This is a genomic window from Sorangiineae bacterium MSr12523, assembly GCA_037157775.1.
Taxonomy (GTDB): domain Bacteria; phylum Myxococcota_A; class Polyangia; order Polyangiales; family Polyangiaceae; genus Pendulispora; species Pendulispora brunnea.
The window spans coordinates 2,483,714-2,499,540 of sequence record CP089982.1 but is presented as its reverse complement, the minus strand read 5'-3'; the positions used below and the strand labels follow the sequence as shown (position 1 = coordinate 2,499,540).

17 protein-coding genes are annotated in these 15,827 nt (G+C 66.9%); 1 reads left to right on the top strand and 16 read right to left on the bottom strand.

From position 1 onward, the window contains the following. Nucleotides 1–27: 27 nt before the first annotated feature. From LZC95_10115 to LZC95_10105, 3 genes are read right to left on the bottom strand one after another with little or no spacing between them, the layout of a single operon-like run. Nucleotides 28–636 carry a TetR/AcrR family transcriptional regulator gene (locus LZC95_10115; GenBank protein WXA97188.1) on the bottom strand — a complete coding sequence of 203 codons (609 nt, stop codon included), beginning with the start codon at nucleotides 634–636 and terminating at the stop codon, nucleotides 28–30. Then, complete coding sequence (locus LZC95_10110; protein WXA97187.1) at nucleotides 633–833, bottom strand: hypothetical protein; 201 nt, start codon at nucleotides 831–833, stop codon at nucleotides 633–635. Before LZC95_10110 ends, LZC95_10115 begins: the two co-directional genes overlap by 4 nt. Before the next feature lie 26 nt (nucleotides 834–859). After that, nucleotides 860–1,234, bottom strand: coding sequence for a CBS domain-containing protein (locus LZC95_10105; protein WXA97186.1), 375 nt, complete (start codon nucleotides 1,232–1,234; stop codon nucleotides 860–862). A 342-nt stretch (nucleotides 1,235–1,576) separates the two neighbouring features. Here LZC95_10105 and LZC95_10100 point away from each other — a divergent pair, with 342 nt between their 5' ends. Continuing rightward, nucleotides 1,577–1,993: a VOC family protein gene (locus LZC95_10100; protein ID WXA97185.1), complete on the top strand. Its 417-nt coding sequence runs from the start codon at nucleotides 1,577–1,579 to the stop codon at nucleotides 1,991–1,993. A 6-nt stretch (nucleotides 1,994–1,999) separates the two neighbouring features. On the opposite strand, the gene LZC95_10095 is transcribed toward LZC95_10100, so the two are convergent. Genes LZC95_10095 through LZC95_10035 form a run of 13 tightly spaced genes read right to left on the bottom strand, consistent with a single transcriptional unit; the run spans nucleotide 2,000 to nucleotide 15,825 of the window. Further along, nucleotides 2,000–3,298, bottom strand: a complete 1,299-nt coding sequence (locus LZC95_10095; GenBank protein ID WXA97184.1) for an acetyl-CoA C-acyltransferase — start codon at nucleotides 3,296–3,298, stop codon at nucleotides 2,000–2,002. A 26-nt stretch (nucleotides 3,299–3,324) separates the two neighbouring features. Next, entirely contained in the window at nucleotides 3,325–4,752 is a 1,428-nt protein-coding gene (locus LZC95_10090) for a 3-oxoacyl-ACP reductase (protein WXA97183.1), read from the bottom strand. After that, nucleotides 4,745–5,665, bottom strand: a complete 921-nt coding sequence (locus LZC95_10085) for a hypothetical protein (GenBank protein WXA97182.1) — start codon at nucleotides 5,663–5,665, stop codon at nucleotides 4,745–4,747. The genes LZC95_10090 and LZC95_10085 overlap by 8 nt, the downstream gene beginning before the upstream one ends. A 5-nt stretch (nucleotides 5,666–5,670) precedes the next feature. After that, nucleotides 5,671–7,605: an acyl-CoA dehydrogenase family protein gene (locus tag LZC95_10080; GenBank protein WXA97181.1), complete on the bottom strand. Its 1,935-nt coding sequence runs from the start codon at nucleotides 7,603–7,605 to the stop codon at nucleotides 5,671–5,673. Nucleotides 7,606–7,610: 5 nt separating this feature from the next. Beyond that, a complete protein-coding gene (locus tag LZC95_10075; protein WXA97180.1) occupies nucleotides 7,611–8,234 on the bottom strand; it encodes a TetR/AcrR family transcriptional regulator in 624 nt (207 codons plus the stop codon). A gap of 57 nt (nucleotides 8,235–8,291) precedes the next feature. After that, entirely contained in the window at nucleotides 8,292–9,704 is a 1,413-nt protein-coding gene (locus tag LZC95_10070) for an ATP-binding protein (GenBank protein ID WXA97179.1), read from the bottom strand. An 11-nt stretch (nucleotides 9,705–9,715) separates the two neighbouring features. Beyond that, on the bottom strand, nucleotides 9,716–10,444 hold the full coding sequence (locus tag LZC95_10065) for a response regulator transcription factor (GenBank protein WXA97178.1): 729 nt from the start codon (nucleotides 10,442–10,444) through the stop codon (nucleotides 9,716–9,718). Continuing rightward, nucleotides 10,441–11,340, bottom strand: a complete 900-nt coding sequence (locus tag LZC95_10060) for a hypothetical protein (GenBank protein WXA97177.1) — start codon at nucleotides 11,338–11,340, stop codon at nucleotides 10,441–10,443. Before LZC95_10060 ends, LZC95_10065 begins: the two co-directional genes overlap by 4 nt. 2 nt (nucleotides 11,341–11,342) lie before the next feature. Further along, nucleotides 11,343–13,400, bottom strand: coding sequence for a TonB-dependent receptor (locus tag LZC95_10055; protein ID WXA97176.1), 2,058 nt, complete (start codon nucleotides 13,398–13,400; stop codon nucleotides 11,343–11,345). A 10-nt stretch (nucleotides 13,401–13,410) separates the two neighbouring features. Continuing rightward, nucleotides 13,411–14,259 (bottom strand): hypothetical protein, encoded by an 849-nt coding sequence (locus tag LZC95_10050; GenBank protein ID WXA97175.1) that lies wholly within the window; start codon nucleotides 14,257–14,259, stop codon nucleotides 13,411–13,413. Then, a complete protein-coding gene (locus LZC95_10045) occupies nucleotides 14,256–14,834 on the bottom strand; it encodes a hypothetical protein (protein ID WXA97174.1) in 579 nt (192 codons plus the stop codon). Before LZC95_10045 ends, LZC95_10050 begins: the two co-directional genes overlap by 4 nt. Beyond that, complete coding sequence (locus LZC95_10040) at nucleotides 14,741–15,583, bottom strand: hypothetical protein (GenBank protein WXA97173.1); 843 nt, start codon at nucleotides 15,581–15,583, stop codon at nucleotides 14,741–14,743. The genes LZC95_10045 and LZC95_10040 overlap by 94 nt, the downstream gene beginning before the upstream one ends. Then, on the bottom strand, nucleotides 15,580–15,825 hold the full coding sequence (locus LZC95_10035) for a hypothetical protein (GenBank protein WXA97172.1): 246 nt from the start codon (nucleotides 15,823–15,825) through the stop codon (nucleotides 15,580–15,582). The genes LZC95_10040 and LZC95_10035 overlap by 4 nt, the downstream gene beginning before the upstream one ends. Nucleotides 15,826–15,827: the final 2 nt, after the last annotated feature.

The following is a 15,827-nucleotide window of genomic DNA, read 5'->3' as shown; positions in this document are numbered from 1 at the left end:
TAACTGGGATTCAAATGCATCCGTGGTTCATTTGCGACTGCGTCGAGAGCGCGCGAGAAGCGCCTCGAAGGCCGCGCGGGCTTTCTTTTCGGCCGAAGGATCGGCAAACAATTTGAAACTCTGCTCGTAGGCCATGCTGATGCCGATCACCTCGAAGGTGAATTGCGCCTCGTCGAAGTCGGCCCGAAAGTGACCTTCCTTGACGGCGAGGCGCGCGGCCTTGGCGAGGGTCTCGTGCCATTCGATCTGGGACTGCACGAGGCGATCGCGCAGGGGGCCCGGGCGGTCGTCGTATTCGTGGGCGAGCGACATGAAGAAGCAGCCACCCAGTTTGTCGCGCACCTCGGAGCCTCGGATCCACGCGAGGTAGCGCTCGAAAATCGCCTTCACCCGCGGTTCGCCCCGGGGTTTGGCCAGGGCGGGGACGACGACGTTTTCGACGAAAAGCTCGATGGCGCGCTCGAGGACTTCGAGCTGCAACGCTTCTTTGGACTTGAAGTGGGCAAAGAGTCCGCTCTTGGAGAGCTTCGCCCGCTCGGCGAGGACACCGAGGGTGAGGCCCTCCAGACCGAGCTCGCTGGCGATGGAGAAGGCGCGGCCGATGATTTCTCTGCGCGTGTCTTCGCCCTTGCTCACGATACCAAGAGAATAAGCACGAACGGTCGTTTTTCAAGAGGGGACTTCGAGGCGCCTCCAAGGTTCGCTTCGAGCACGAGCGCGTGCGCGTGCACGTGCACGAACACGTCAACGAGCACGATCACGTGCACGAACACGCCCTGGTGTCCGTGTTCGTACTCGTGATCGTGTTCGTACTCGTGATCGTGCACGCGCACGCGCTCGTGCTCGATCTTCTAGCCGTTCACGCTCGAGCTTCGCGCTGCGACACCGACCTCAAAATGGCGGCGGCTTTCCCCGCAGTTTCCCGTTGGGCCACATCCGCGAGACTGATGACCCCGATCGGGCGGGACGAATCATCAACACAGATGATGCGGGACTTTTTGTGCTTGCTCATCAGTTGCTCGACGACGGAGAGATCGTCGTCGGCTTTGCACACCACCGCGTCCGCCGTCATCACATCTTTCGCCCGCGTGGCGCTGGGCGAGCGATGTTCGGCCAGCACGCGGATGGTCAGATCGCGATCGGTCAAGGTTCCGATGACGGCACCCTTCTCGTCGCACACCGGCACGAAGCCGATGTTTTTCGCGCGCATCTGCTCGGCCACCGCTTCGACCAAGCTGCTCGCAGCGCAGCATTCGACGTCCTTTGTCATGAGCTCGGAGCACTTCATGGTCTCCTCCTCCGGTGGCCTTCACCACCAAGTTTCGGGAGATGAACCTCGGTTGAGCCTGTCGCCGTCAGGCGGAGTCCTGGCAGCGGGGGATCCCGTTCCGTTAGCGAAGCGCATGCCGAGTGACGACGCATCCTTGTCTTTTTGTCCGGATGCGGCCGCTCGCTCTAGAATTGGGGTAGAACCGAATTTGCCTACGATAGGAGCGTAGCCCTGCCCTTGTCACGGCGCCCCAACCCAAAACAACGCGGTGGCTTCCGCCACCCCTGTAGCGAGTAGGAGCTCATCATGCAATATCACCTAGGCAGGCTGCTCGATCACGTTCACCTGCGCGTCCGCAACCTCGAAAAAAGCCGTCGATTCTATGACGCTGTCCTTCGTTCGCTGGGGCGCGAGCTGTCCGGGCAGAGCGAGCACGGATTCTTCGCCGACGAGTTGTTCGTCGACGACGACGGCGAGCCGACGGGCCGGGTGCACCTCGCACTGCAGGCGCAGGATCGCGAAACGGTGAACCGCTTTTATGAAGCTGCGCTCGCCGCCGGCGGACGCGACAACGGCCCGCCGGGCGAGCGAGATTACCACCCGGGCTACTACGCGGCGTTCGTGCTCGATCCCGACGGCAACAACATCGAGGCCGTTTATCACGGCAAGACGAACCGCTCTGCGACCTCCGTCGTGGTGACGCCTGTCAGCCGGCTGGACTAGGGCCGTCTAGTCGACGCGCTCGAGAACGGCGGCAGCCCCGAGTCCACCGGCTGCGCAAATGCCCAGGAGCGCCGTCTTCTTCTGGGTCCGCGCCAGTTCGTTCGCCATGGTGGTGACCATGCGTGCGCCCGTGGCACCGAAGGGGTGCCCCAGCGCAATGGAACCACCGTGCACGTTGAGGCGCTCGGGATCGACTTCGCCCACGGCCTCGTCCAGGCCGAGCCGCGACCGCGCAAACGCCGGGCTCGCGAGCATCTTGAGGACGCTGAGAACCTGGGCGGCAAACGCCTCGTGCATATCGACCAGGTCGATGTCCGCGAGGCGAAGACCAGCGCGCGCCAGCGCCTTCGGCATCGCCAGCGCAGGGCCCATGAGAAGCTGGTCGGAGGGATCGACCCCCGTGTACGCCCACGAGGCAAACGCCGCGAGCGGCTTGTAGCCGAGTGCACGCGCCTTCTCCTCGCTCATGAGCAGCACGGCGGCCCCGCCATCGGTGAGCGCGCTGGAGTTGCCCGCGGTGAGCGTTCCCTCGCGCGCGAACGCGGGGCGCAGCTTGGCGAGCTTCTCCATCGTCGAATCGGCGCGCACCAACGTGTCCGTGTGGACCCATTTTCCGCCGGCGCCCTGCACGGGAAACACCTCGTCCTCGAAGCGCCCCGAGGCAATGGCCGCCGCCGCCCGCTGATGCGACCGCAGCGCGAACGCGTCCTGCGCCTCGCGCGAGATCTCGTTGCGGCGGGCCATGCGCTCGGCGGATTCGCCCATCACCTCGCCGGTGGAGCGCTCCGCGACCTTCGGCTGCCGCGGGATCAATTCCGTCAGGGGGAGAAGCTTGGGCGCGGCGGAAAGGTAATCGGCCGGGGTCGGCTTGCCCAGTGCGAGGGGCGCGAAGGCGTGCACGAGCTTTTGCGGAAGCTTCACCTCGGCGTTGCTCGTGGAGTCTGCGCCGCCACAGATGAGGATATCCGCCTCACCGCGCTCGATGGCCGCGGCCCCCGAAGTCACCGCCTGCAGCCCCGACGCGCACGCGCGCGTGACCGTGTACGCCTCGCAGCCCGGGTCGAGGCGCAGGTCGAGGGCAATCTCGCGGCCCACGTTGGGTGCGCCACTGGGAAGGATTACGCCGCCCCAGACGATGCCTTCCACCTCGCGGTACGGCAGATCGACCTTCTTGAGCAAGGCCCGCGTGGCGAGCACCCCGAGGGCAATCGCATCGAGCTCGATGTACTCGGAGAAAGCCTTCACGAAGGGTGTTCGCGCGCCCGCGACGACCACCGCCCTGCGCCCGTTTTTGACGTTGCCCATGATTTCCTCTTTCTTGTCTTTGCTTCTCAGGCCCCAATCAACCCGCCACCGCAGACGCGAAGGATCTGGCCCGTCATGCCTTGAGCCCCCGGGCTGGCGAGAAAGACCAAGGCTTGCGCCACGTCGATGGGAAGCCCGCCTTGGCCGAGCGCGCTCATGCGGCGGCCGCCCTCGCGCACCACGAAGGGGATCGCTGCGGTGAGCCGCGTCTCGATGAATCCGGGCGCTACGGCGTTCACCGTGATGCCGCGATCCGCGTATTTCTCCGCGAGGGCGCGCACGTAGCCGATGATGCCGGCCTTGGAGGCCGCGTAGTTCGTCTGCCCGACGTTGCCCGCGATGCCGGCGATCGACGAGAGGCAGATGATGCGGCCACCGGCCTTCAACTGCGGCTCGATGGCTTGGGTGATGGCCACCACCGACGCCAGGTTGACGTCGATGACTTGGTCCCAGAGCTCCGCTTTCATGCGCAGCAAGGTTTTGTCCCGGGTGATGCCCGCGTTGTGGATCACGGCATGCACGCCGCCGAGCCCTTTCAACGCCTCCGCGATGCGGCGGGGGGCCTCGGGATCCGTCACGTCGAGGAGCAGCGGCGTGCCCCCCACGTCGCGGGCGAGCTTGCTCGTGGCTGCATCGTCGGCGGGGCGATCCAGGCAGACGACGTGCGCGCCCTCCTGCCCCAGCGCGCGCGCCGTGGCCTCGCCAATGCCGCGCGCAGCACCGGTCACGAGCACCACCTTGCCATCGAGCGGGCGCACGAACGGCGGCTTGCCGTTGGGCCGATGCGCGGCGCGCGCGCGCACGACGAAGGGCTGCCCCGAGATGAACGCGGAGCGGGCCGAGAGGACGAAACGAAGCACGGGCTCGAGGTGCGCGGCCGCGTCGGGTTCGACGAGGATCAGGTTTGCGGTAGCGCCTTTGCGACCCAGCTCTTTGGCGGCGCTGCGCACGAAGCCTTCGAGGGCCGTCGCCACCAGCGCAAGCTCGGGCTCCGCGCGCGGATCCACGCGGCCGACGACGACGAGCCGCCCGCACCGTGCCACGCGATCGATGTGCGCGTGGAAAAAGTCGTACAGAGCTTTCAAGCCTCCGGCGCCATCGATGCCCGAGGCGTCGAAGACCAGCGCGTGCACGCGCTTTCCTTCGCCGAGCTCCGTGGCATGGCGGGGCGGCCGCCCGTAAGCTTCACCCGCCGCACGGAACGCCGCCTTTTGCGCATCGCTCACGGCGGCGTAGGGATCGGCGCCGGCCGATGCCAGGGAGGCGGCGATTTCGGAGACGAGGGCCGCCCCATCGCTGGCGCCGGCAAGGACCGCTTGATCGCGCAGTGGAGCCGCGCTCCAAGGACCTTTGTCGCGCACGAGCTTCTCGGGCACGGGCACCGGCAGCCCGAGCGACCGAATCATGGTGCGCGCTTGCTTGTTCTGTCCGATTTCGACGAGCCAATCATTCATGGTCATTCCTCCGCTCGAACTCCCCTTCGAGGTACGCTCCGGCCCCGGGAGCATCGCCCACGTAGACGCGACCGACCCCTTCACCGAGAACGGCATAGACCCCAACCGCCGCCGGCAACACCAACGGCCGCGTGAAGCGCGCTTCCATGGTGCGAATCGCGTTCACGTCACCGGAAAAGACGTTGCGCGTGACGGCCTCGTAGGCGCGCGCGAACGTGGAAAATCCGTGCAAAATGCATGAACGGAAGCCGGCGGCGCGTGCAAGTGCGGGGACCCAGTGAATGGGGTTGATGTCGCCGGTGAGCTTCGCAAAATCGAGCCCCGCGTCCTTTTTCAGGCGGAAGTACGCAATCTCGCGTGCGGAAACCGGCACAGCGGCGGCAAGCCGGCCGTTCTTCGGCTTCTCGGCCTTCCCGTTCTTCCCGGCGGACGCCAAGGGCACGTAGGTGCGCCACTCCGCCACCAGCGCCTCCGACGTATGACGCGTGCCGGTGACCAAGCGTGCCGCGAGCTTGGCGCGCCGCTCATCGACCTCGACGGATTCGAGCCGCGCCCGCACGAACAGGGTTTCCCCCGAGACCAGCGGTTCGTAGCTCTCCAGGCGAAATCCCGCGTTGATGACACGCGTGAGCGGATACCCCGCCTGCGCGAGCACCTGGCCCACCAGGTCGAAGCCCCACTGCGGAACGAAATGCGGCGGGAGCCTGCCTCGATAGAGCGCGGGATCGCCCCCGACGTGGCGCACGTACGCGCGCACCAACTCGTCGTTGCGTGGCGGGAGCTCCTGCTCCAGCCAAGGCCCGGGAAGCGACTGAGGACGCTGCGCCGTGCGCACGAGCGAGCCCACGGCCGCACGCCCAACGGCGCGCAGCGCGGAGCTCTGCGAGAGGAGGTATTTGCTGGAGATCGACATGGCATTTACTCCGCAGCTAGCGGCGTTGGTTCGCGCGCTGGGTTCGTGAGGGCCAGAATGCGCTCGCCCGTGGTGGTGATCTCGCGGTGAAGCGCGTGACAGCGAAGCTCGGCGCGCTCCAGGTAGCGCTCGAGAACGTCGCGGCGCTCGGGGAACTTCTGCGCCTGCTCCAGCAGAACGTCGCAGATGGCTTCGTCGGTCAGAATGCGCGTGATGCGCTCGGCGTGCAGCATGGCCAGGGCGAAGTCGCGCTTGGGGTTCCAGCCAGCTAGCACCTGAAGAGCACGGCGCCAGCCGCCCACCGGCACGCCCGAGAGCGAGCGAAGCTTGTCCACCGCGGTGCGCGTGGCCAGATGCTGCAGCCCCGACAGCGCGAGCAAGGTGATGCCCGCCACACGCCGCTCCAGCGGATCGCGCGAGGTGGCGTGCCGCCACGTTGCCTGCGCCCTTCGTCGCACGAACGCGTGCGGCTTCTTCACCAGGGCCACGAGCTGGTCCTTCATCGCCATGAGCGCCTGGATCTGGCTCGTGCCCTCGTAAATCGGCATGACCATGGCGTCGCGCAGCAGCTTTTCGGCGCCGTAGTCGCGCGTGTACCCTGCCCCGCCGTGGATCTGCACCGCGCGGCGGGACATCTCCACGGCCTTCTCGGCGGCGAGGTACTTCAAGAGCGGCGTCACCCGGCGCGACTTGGCGATGTGCTCGGGAAGCGTGCGCCCGATGCGCTCGACCTCTTCGTCCGACGCGATGCCGCGGCCGATCTTCTCGAGGAAGATGAGCTTCTGCGCCATCTCCTCGTGGAAGGCGCCGTACATCGCCAGCGCGCGCAAGCCTTGCAGGTCCGTGCGCATCTCGTCGAGGTAGTCGGCGATCATCTCGTGCTGGGCGACGGCTTTGCCCATCGAGCGGCGCTCCTCGGCGTACGCTTTGGCGAGGCGGTAGGCGGCCTCGCACAAGCCGATGCTCTCGAAGCCGACGCCCAAGCGGGCGTTGTTCATGAGCAGCAGCATGCACTTGAAGCCTTCGCCGCGCGCCCCGAGAAGCTCTGCGGGTGCGCGGTCGAAGAGGAGCGATGCCGTCACCGAGCCGTGTTGCCCGAGCTTTTCCTCGATGCGATCGATGGTGACGTAACGCCGGCGCGTGCCATCCGGCAAATCGTCATACGCCTTGACCAGGAACATCGAAAGCCCTCGCAGGCCCGCCATGGGATCGTCGCTGTTTTCGGTGCGTTCCGTGCGCGCGATGACGAAGTGGTACTTGCCGTGGCCGGAGGTGATGAAGATCTTCTGCCCGCTGAGAAACCAGCGGCCTTCGGCGTCTTGTTCGGCGAACGCGCGCAACGCGGCCATGTCGCTGCCCGCGTTGGGCTCGGTGATGTCCATGCAGCCCCACGCATCGCCCCGCGCGATCTCGTCGATGGCCGCGCCAAAGCGCGTCTGCAGGATGCGCGCGTTCTCGACGTCGAACGTGGTCGTCCCCTCGTGCAGCGAGTACGCGAGCATGGCCATGGCCATGCCGCCGTGGAACGAGTGGTGCGCCACCGCCGAAGCGTCCGCACGTGCGATGAGCTCGATGTTGATGAAGTACGAAAGCACCGGCACATTGAGGCCCCCGAGCTCGCGCGGAAGGCACAATCGGTGGAGATCCAAATCGCGGATCCGCTCGAAAATGGCGGTCATCGCTGGACCGGCGACGGCCTCGCCATCCTGCAAACGCACCTCTTCGCGATCGATGGCCGCCGCCCGGGGCGCGATGTCGTCCGCGGCGAGCTCGCCCACCATTTCCGCGACCTCGCCGTAGAAGGCCACGGCCTCGCGTGCGCTTTTGAAGCCGTCCTTCGTGCGGTAGCCGTACTCGGAGACCTCGACGAGCGGCTCCCAATCGATGCCCTTTTCGAAGTAGAACGCGAGGTCGTCGTTGTCTTTGAAGAAATTACTCATTCTCGTTAACCTCGACGCCCCTTCTGGATCCCCAAACTGCTTCGCGCGATGCGGAGGAGTTCGCGCTCGTAGCGCAGCTTCGCGTCTTTCCCGTCCAGTGCGGCCAGCGCCACCGCCTGCGAGGCGCTGGCACCGATGACCAGCAAAAGGATGTGGATCACGTACGCCTCGGCATCCACCGACGTCGATGTCTCGCCGCTATTTTTCCCGCGCTCGATGTAGCCCGACACGGCGGCCAGCCACGGGCGAACCGCACTCTTGAGCAAGGTGCGGATCTCCGCTGGCCTATCGAGCATCTCCCGCGCCACCAGGCGTGCGCGATCCGGATCGGCCGTGAAGAAGCGGAGCAGCTCACCGATCACGCGCTCGAAGCGATCGTCACCTGCGGTGGCCGCGAGAAGAAGGTTCGGCAGGGTTTTCTGCCAATGGTCGAGCATGTTGCCAACCACGGCGCGCCGCAGCTCCTCCTTCGAGGAGAAATGATGGAGCACAGCCGGCTTGGTGACACCCACCTCGTCCGCGATGAGCTGCACCGATGTGCCATCGAACCCGCGATTGGCAAACAGCCGTGTGGCGGCTGCCAGCACCCGCGAGCGCACGTCGTCCTCGGCGTCGACCCGGCTTACCATCCGATTGAGACGTGCTTACCATTTGGTAAGACAAAGGCAAGCCCCCCCTTCCGAGTCTCAGCGCACGCGCGGAAACCTCATGACGAACCGGGCCCCTTTTCCGAGCTCGCTTTCGATGTGGATGCGTCCGCGCATCGATTCGACGAATTGCTTCGCGATGGCGAGGCCCAGCCCTGCGCCGCCCTTCTCGCGCGAGCGCTCGGGATCCACGCGGTAAAAGCGGTCGAAAAGGCGCGGCAGGTGGTGCGCGTCGATGCCGGGACCATCGTCTTCGACGTGGACGACGGTGTCCTCGTTCTCTTGATTCGCGCGAATCGTCACCGTTCCGCCTGTGCGGCCGTATTTGATGGCGTTGTCGACGAGGTTCTCCAGGACCTGCTCGAGCGCCAAAGGATCGCCGCTGATCTCGACGCCCGCGTCCACCTCCACGCGGAGCGTGACGCGTTGGGCCTCGGCGCGCGCTTGCAACGTGTCCACCACCGCGGAGGCCACGCCCCCGACATCGACGTGCTCGATGATCGCGTCCGCGGAAGGGCGCACCTCCAGCGCCGACAGGCGCAGCATGTCCTCCACGAGGCGGCCGAGACGGCAGGCGTGCCGGTGGATCGTCTCCAAAAATTGCCGCGCCGTCGCGCTATCGGCGCCGCCCTCGAGGAGGGTCTCCGAGTAACCCTGAATGGTCATCACCGGCGTGCGCAGTTCGTGCGACGCGTCGGCCATGAACTCGCGGCCCACGGTCAGCAGCTGCGCCACCTGGGTGCGCTCGGCGGTGAGCTCGCCGATGCGCGCTTCGAGCTGCGCAGCGAGCGACGACAGCGAGCGGGCGAGAACGCCGAATTCGTCGGGGGCGCTGGACTTCACCTCCACGTCGAAGTCGCCGCCGGCAATGCGCTGCGCCGCCGCGGTCATCGCGCGAAGGGGCCCGGCGGCGAGCCGCGATGCGAGAATCCCCAGGCCCAAGGCCACCACGGCCGCCACGATGGCCGCCACCAGCAATTGATGCCGCGTGGTCGCGAGCGTCTCGTTGATGTCCGACAGCGGCGCGGCCAACCGCACCACCCAGCCATCGGGCGCGCCCACCGCGACGTAGTGCATCTCCTGCATGGAGTCGCCCGCCGTGCGGGTCGCGTGCCCGATGTTTCCCTCGAGCGCGGCCCGCACCTCGGGCGCCACCTCGGACTCGCTCTTTTGCGCCCCCCGCGAATCGCCGAGCACCTTGCCGTCGCGATCGAAGAGCGTCACCTCGGCGCCCACCACCGCCGCCAGGCGCGCCGCAATCTTTCCCGGATGCCGGCGTTCGCCCACGCCCCACTGCGCCGCGCCGCTGGCCTGCTGCTCGAGCCGCTGATCGAGGCGGCGCTCCAGATCGGCCCCGATGGAGCGATCCAACAGGAGCACCAGCAAAGTGACAATCGCCACCACGAGCCCCACGTGGCTCGCGAGCAGCTTCGTACGAAAGCTGATGGACATGGTGGCCTCTTCTAAGGAGTCCGCAAACGGTAACCGACGCTGTGCACCGTCTCCACGGCGTCGCCGTAGGCGCCCAGGCGCTCGCGCAAGCGGCGCACGTGCGTGTCGACGGTGCGTGAGGGCGTGCTGCCGCTCATGCCCCACACCTCTTCGAGGAGATCGCGCCGGGTGAAGGTGCGTTGCGCGTTCTCCAGGAAAATCGCGATCAATTTGTATTCGAGCGGGCGCAGCGAAAGCTCGGCCCCATCGATGTAGACGCGCTGGCGAACCGTGTCGACCTCGAGTCCTCGCCAGCGAAGGCGCACCCCCGTGTCCGGTGCGCGCCGGGCCATCGTGCGCTCGCTCACGCGGCGCACCAGGGCGCGCACGCGCAGCACCAGCTCGCGCACGCTGAAGGGCTTGACCACGTAATCGTCGGCGCCAACCTCGAAGCCGAGGATGCGATCGTACTCGTCACCGCGCGCGGTGAGCATCAAGATGCCCACGTCGGAAAGCGCAGGATCGGCCCGCATGCGGCGGCAGACCTCCGTCCCCGAGATATCGGGCAGCATCAAATCGAGAACCACCACCACGGGTCGCTGCCGCGCGGCCGCCTCGAAGGCTTCTCGGGCCGTGCCCACCGCTTCTGGGGCGAAGCCGGCCTCGCGGAAGTTGAAGAGAAAGAGCTTCTGCAGATCGACTTCGTCGTCCACGAGAAGGATGCGTTCGCCGGTATCGGGGCTGGGCTCCTGATGCGTCATGGGTTCACCGAAAGCGTGGTGACAGCATAGGCCGATCCACCACGGCTATCTCGCAGAACGACCCAGAGGTGAATGCGTGGAGCTGCCGTTTCGATCGACCAAACATTGTTGGTAAACGTATCAAGTTCGGCCTCGGTGCGCCCGGTGCGATCCGTCGCGAAGGTTCCCGCCGTCGCGTACCAGGAAACACGCATCGCCTCGCGGCGTGGCACGATCGACTGGGTGGCCGGATCCACGGACACGTAGCTCTCGGCGTCCTCGGGCGGCCAGGCCACGGTGAACTCGACGTCGCGCCCCAGGGGCAGGTGGTCGAGCGCGCGGGGCTCGCCGCCCACGCGTGCGGATAGTTCTCCCAGCCTGGGGTTCTTGTTCACCATGTAACGGCGCCGAAATTCTAGAGTGACGTCGGCGGGAGCGTTCGCCAGATTGCAGGTGACGCGCTGGCGCGCAAAGGCGGTGAGGCCTGCCCACGAGGCTCGCAGCGGCTGGTAATAGCCACCGGTACCGTCGGCATCGCGCGGGCGAAAGCCACCGGGCGGCACATCTGGCCCGAAGAGCGCGCACGCATCGGGCAAGGTCGGCGCGGTGATGCGCGGGCCCGAGGCCGCGAGCGGCCGCACACCCTCGCGGGTGCATTCGGGGCTCACCGAGCCATTCTCGGTGAGCAACTTGGGTGTCGCGCAATACGCCCACTGAATGGGTGCGCCGAGCTCCGGCCCCTCGCGGGTGGCCACGACGGCGGTGTACTGCACGGCCTCGCCCGGCCTTGCCTCGGGTGGCTCGGACACGATGGCCAGGATGCGCGGCGACTCGATGCTCGACTCCCGCTCGTCGAGATCGGGCTTGCAAGCAGTGACCAACACGACGAGCACGAGAAGCAGGGGTGCGGCGCGCATGGTCAAAACTCCACCCTGGCACCGACCACGGCCAACGTCGGGAGCCCGCGAAGGGTGCCCCGCGTGCGAAAATCCGGCGTGTACACCAGCTCTTCGGCGTTCTCGTGGTAGGTGACGTTTTGCACGTCGAGCGAGAGCGCCAGCGTCACACCGCGGCCCAAGGGAAACATGCGCTCCACCCGCGCATCGAGCTGGTAGAACGCCGGCAGGCGCACGGAGTTCTGGGCGCCGAAAATCGGCTCGGAGCGATCGTTCACCACGTCGTAGTAGCTTCCCACGACGGGCGTGCGCGGCATACCCGACGCATAGCGAAATCGCGCGCCGAACACCCAGCGACCGAGCTCCTGGCTCAGGGCCAGCACCAGCACGTGTGGCTGATCGAAATCGAACAGCCGGTAGCGCACTTGCTCCGGATACCGCCGCTCGCTGCGGCTCACGGTGTACGAGAGCCACCCGGAAAGCCCGTGCCCGAGCTCGCGGCGCACGAGGAATTGCAGGCCGTAGCTCCTCCCCTCGCCGTCCTGCACCAGCGCGTGCGCGATCCTCGGGTTCACCTCCCGGCTGCGCACCACCAGATCGTGCATCGATTTGTAGAAGCCGGTCACCTCCGCAGAAAGACCCGAGCCCAAGGTGATGCGCTCGCCCAGGCTCGCGTGGAGCGCGCGGGAGAGGCCGAGGGTCGGCGTACCAAACACCGCGCCGAGGTCCACCGGCTCCGGCGCCTGATGGTACACGCCACCCGCCGCCAAAAAGGCCACGCGCGGGGTCATTTGGTAGCGCACCGAGAGCCGCGGATCGATCGACGGTTCGAGGCGCGAGAAGCCAACGGCCGGCGCTTGACCCGTGACGTTCGGCGTGAGCCGGCTTCCCTCGAGGAGAAAGGTCTCCAGCCGCACCCCGGGCGTGACGGTCACGTCGCCGAGGCGCACGTCGAGCGACAGGTGCGGCGCCGCATCGAGGACATGCGCAGTGAACTCGTCCGCTGTGACGTCGTCGCTGGGCGGCGCACCAAAGACGGCCACGTCGCCCTCGCGCGGTGGAAGGGTGAGTGAACCACGGCGCGTGATCCGCGAGGCCGTCCCCGAGGCGTCGAAGCCCGCGGAAACCACGAGGCGCCGGCCGAGCCGCGCACGATAGGATGCGCGCAGGCCATAGCGGTACGAGCCCACGTCGAGCCGGGTCGGCTGCGCGCCGAACGACGTGGAAAGGGTGCTCTGGTCGTAGCCGGCGAAAGGCGTCACCTCGATGCCCTCGGCCTCGCCCGTGGTTCGCTTGTAGCGCGCGTAAAGGCGATGAAAGCCGCTCTCCGTGCTCTCGGTGCGCGTCTTTGCTGGATCGGCGGATGCGACGGTGCGGTCGAGCGCATCATGGGCCCCGAGCAAGGTGACATCGAGCGACTCCTTTTCCCCGAGGTCGAACGCCGCACGCGCCTGGTAATCGCGGTAGCGCGGAATCGGGAAATAGTCGCCAATGTCGCGCGCCGACGTGGCCGCGAGCAGCGCGTCCAAATAGCTGTATCGTGCAGTTACCGCTGCGCGCGCACGAGGCCCGAGGGCCGCCGACACGAGTCCCGACGCATCGAAGGTGTCCGCCCCCGCATAGCCGTGCACCCCCTCGTCGCGAAGCGGGCGCGTTTCTACGCGAACGGTGCCCCCCAAGGTGCGCCCGAAATCGGCGCCGAAGGCTCCGGGCAGCAGCGTAACCTGGGAGACCAGGTCCGAGTTGAGGACCGAGCGCAGCCCGCTCCCATGGTAGAGCGCGGGGATCTCCACGCCGTCGACATAGACGCGCGTGTCCGCGGGTGCGGAGCCCCATACGACGAGCTGCCCCGATCCGAGCGGCGGCCGCGCGACACCGGGCAAGCTGTCGACGACCTTGCCGACATCACCTTGGGTGCCCGCGAGATGCCGCGCCTGTTCCGCGCTCACCGAGGTGGAAACCGGCTCGCGCGGCGGACGCGGTGCCGCGCGCACGCGCACCTCGCTTGCCTCCTGCGCGCGGACGGGCCTCGTCCACGTGAGGGCGATCAGAACGAGTAGCGCGCGCCATCGATGCGACATGGCACGGCCTTCAAGGAACGTCGAACTCCAACGCGAGCACCCCCGCACCGCGATCGTGGGGGAAGCGCGTATCGGCCTCGGTGCTCATGCCCTCCGCCGCGCCGAGCGAGAGGCCCCGACGCGTCACGTCCACGCGAAAGCGGGCCGTGTTCGCCTGGCAAAGGGAAAATGTATCGACGCGCACCATGTAATGCCCCGCGGGCGGCGCCGCCGTCCAGACGACGTTCTCACGCCGGCGGCCGTCGATCAGGCACGCGGCGTTGGAGTCGAAATCGAGAATCGCCCCATCGCCCGAGTTGATGTTCCGCTTCCAGATTTCCGTGCCGCGTGCATCCACCACGTGCAAATCGAGATCGGCCTCGGTGTCCCATCGAAGCGATACCGCAAGCTCCGCCTGGTCCGCCGCCTCCACGGCGGTGGACAGCGATCGCTCCACCGGAAGACCGAACCGCCCTGCCCCATCGACGGCACGCACCACGAGCTGGTACGCACCGCGGGCGAGCGTCGGCGCGAAGGCCAAGGTCGCTTCGAACGACGGAAGCCCCGGCGTCTCCACCGCGGGCGTTCCCGCGCGAACCACCCAGTAGCCGACATCGCCCGAAAGCGCGATGGCCGCCGCCGTCGCCTCCCGCGCGAGTGCACCGCCGCACGACTTGTCCCGCGAGCCCGCACGAATCTCGTTCGTGCGCAGCGCCACCGCCACCACGGCGGGCCCGCTCTCCTCCCCAGCAGGCATCGGACCGCGGAAAAATTGGGCATTCTCGATACGAAGCTTGGCATCGAGCCCCGCGTCCGCCTCCGTCGCATCGCAGCCGCCGCCGATGACGACGAGTAACCACGCGAGTGCACGTACCTTCAAAACGACACCTCCCCGCGCAAGGTCAACGAGTCGTCGGCCAAGGTCGCCGGCGCACCGGACGCGTCGCGCCCAAGCGCATTGGTTCGATGGTCGTACTGCACGATGCACCGCGCCGCGTAGAACATACGCGGCAGCCCGATGTCCGTCGCCGCCAGGAGCTCCCCGCCCTTGCTCCGGCCAAGGGCGACGGGCTTGTAGCGCACCGCCGCCATCACCGACCAAGTCGACGCCGAGATATCGCGCGCCACGAGGCGCACGCCCGATTGCTCGCTGGCATCCGCATCCGGATCGTAGCGGTCATAGCGCACCCCCACGATTCCGTAGGGCGTCACCTCTTGCAACAGGTCCACGTAATAGCCAACCTCGCGAAGATCGCGCCCCGCCGCCACGGGATCGGCCGCCCAAAGTCCGCGGTCCAAGTTTTTCGCGCGCACGATCTCGCCCCGCACGGAAAGCTCCCCCAGCCAGGGAACATCCGCACTCACACGCAGATCCGCGCCCAGCGCGAACCGCGAAAAGCGCTCCGACGGCGTGGCCGCCGTGCCCCCGATGACCTGAATCTCCGTCGGATCCACGTGCCATCTTCATTGACGTCACGCCACACGAACACGTCCTTCGTGGGCGGCGTCCCGACGTGAAGGCCCGCCCCCGTCAGGCCGGAAAACCCCGCCTCGACCCGAAAGGGCGATGCGCGGTTCGATTCCACGCCGATGCGAAAGACCAAATCTTTGCTCTGATTGGGATCGCGCCCAGGAAATGCGCGTTCACCAATGGGATCTCCATTCAGGATGCCCAATGAGTAATTGAAAAATCGATACCCACCGCGCAGTGCCAGGCCCAAATCGTACGCACCGGGGAACAGCGCGTCGCTGAAGAGGCTACGACCCAAGAAAGGGCGCCGCTGCGCGACCTCCTGCGTGTCGAAGCCGAACGGCGTCCGAAAAAGCCCCAAGGTTGCCTGGAAATACGCTTCCCCTGCCACCGGCGCCCGCGCCGGCCAGCGCAACGAGACCTCCGCATCGATGGGCCGAACCTGGCCCCCGCGCAGCGTGTTGGCGTCGATCTCGACCATGCCGGTCACCAGCCCGTGGTCGACATTGGCCCGTATGCGCGCCGAGGGAATGACGAATCGGTCCTCGTTGAGCGGCTCGCGCGTCGATGGATTCACTTCGTCTTGGGACGATTGGCGAAATACCACCCAATCGGCCTGCGCATATCCCGATACGCGCACCGCGCTCCAATCGATTTGCGGGATGGATTGGGCCTGCGCCAGCGACGGCATCGCCAGCGCCACCCCGACCAAAAGTGCAAACCGCCCGCTCAAGGCAGCGCGGGGCGTTCGCCGTTCGGGCCCAAAAGCGGCAGCGCGGGCTTCTTCTCGATCTTTTCCACGCCGTCGGCGGTGCACGCGTTGAGGATCTCCTCGTGCGTCTTCGGATTCTGCACGCACGGCGGAATGTTTGGCCCCGCGTCACGCTGCGGACTCGCAGGGGAGTCGTTGCTCGAGCAACCCAATCCCGATTGCATGAACAACGTGATACCAATTGCAAACATGATACGTCGCATGG

Coding starts and splice junctions, on each gene's coding strand:
- LZC95_10100 (WXA97185.1), top strand. CDS start 1,577: ATGCAATATCACCTAGGCAGGCTGCTCGATCACGTTCACCTGCGCGTC.
- LZC95_10095 (WXA97184.1), bottom strand. CDS start 3,298: ATGGGCAACGTCAAAAACGGGCGCAGGGCGGTGGTCGTCGCGGGCGCG.
- LZC95_10090 (WXA97183.1), bottom strand. CDS start 4,752: ATGAATGATTGGCTCGTCGAAATCGGACAGAACAAGCAAGCGCGCACC.
- LZC95_10085 (WXA97182.1), bottom strand. CDS start 5,665: ATGTCGATCTCCAGCAAATACCTCCTCTCGCAGAGCTCCGCGCTGCGC.
- LZC95_10080 (WXA97181.1), bottom strand. CDS start 7,605: ATGAGTAATTTCTTCAAAGACAACGACGACCTCGCGTTCTACTTCGAA.
- LZC95_10075 (WXA97180.1), bottom strand. CDS start 8,234: ATGGTAAGCCGGGTCGACGCCGAGGACGACGTGCGCTCGCGGGTGCTG.
- LZC95_10070 (WXA97179.1), bottom strand. CDS start 9,704: ATGTCCATCAGCTTTCGTACGAAGCTGCTCGCGAGCCACGTGGGGCTC.
- LZC95_10065 (WXA97178.1), bottom strand. CDS start 10,444: ATGACGCATCAGGAGCCCAGCCCCGATACCGGCGAACGCATCCTTCTC.
- LZC95_10060 (WXA97177.1), bottom strand. CDS start 11,340: ATGCGCGCCGCACCCCTGCTTCTCGTGCTCGTCGTGTTGGTCACTGCT.
- LZC95_10055 (WXA97176.1), bottom strand. CDS start 13,400: ATGTCGCATCGATGGCGCGCGCTACTCGTTCTGATCGCCCTCACGTGG.
- LZC95_10035 (WXA97172.1), bottom strand. CDS start 15,825: ATGCGACGTATCATGTTTGCAATTGGTATCACGTTGTTCATGCAATCG.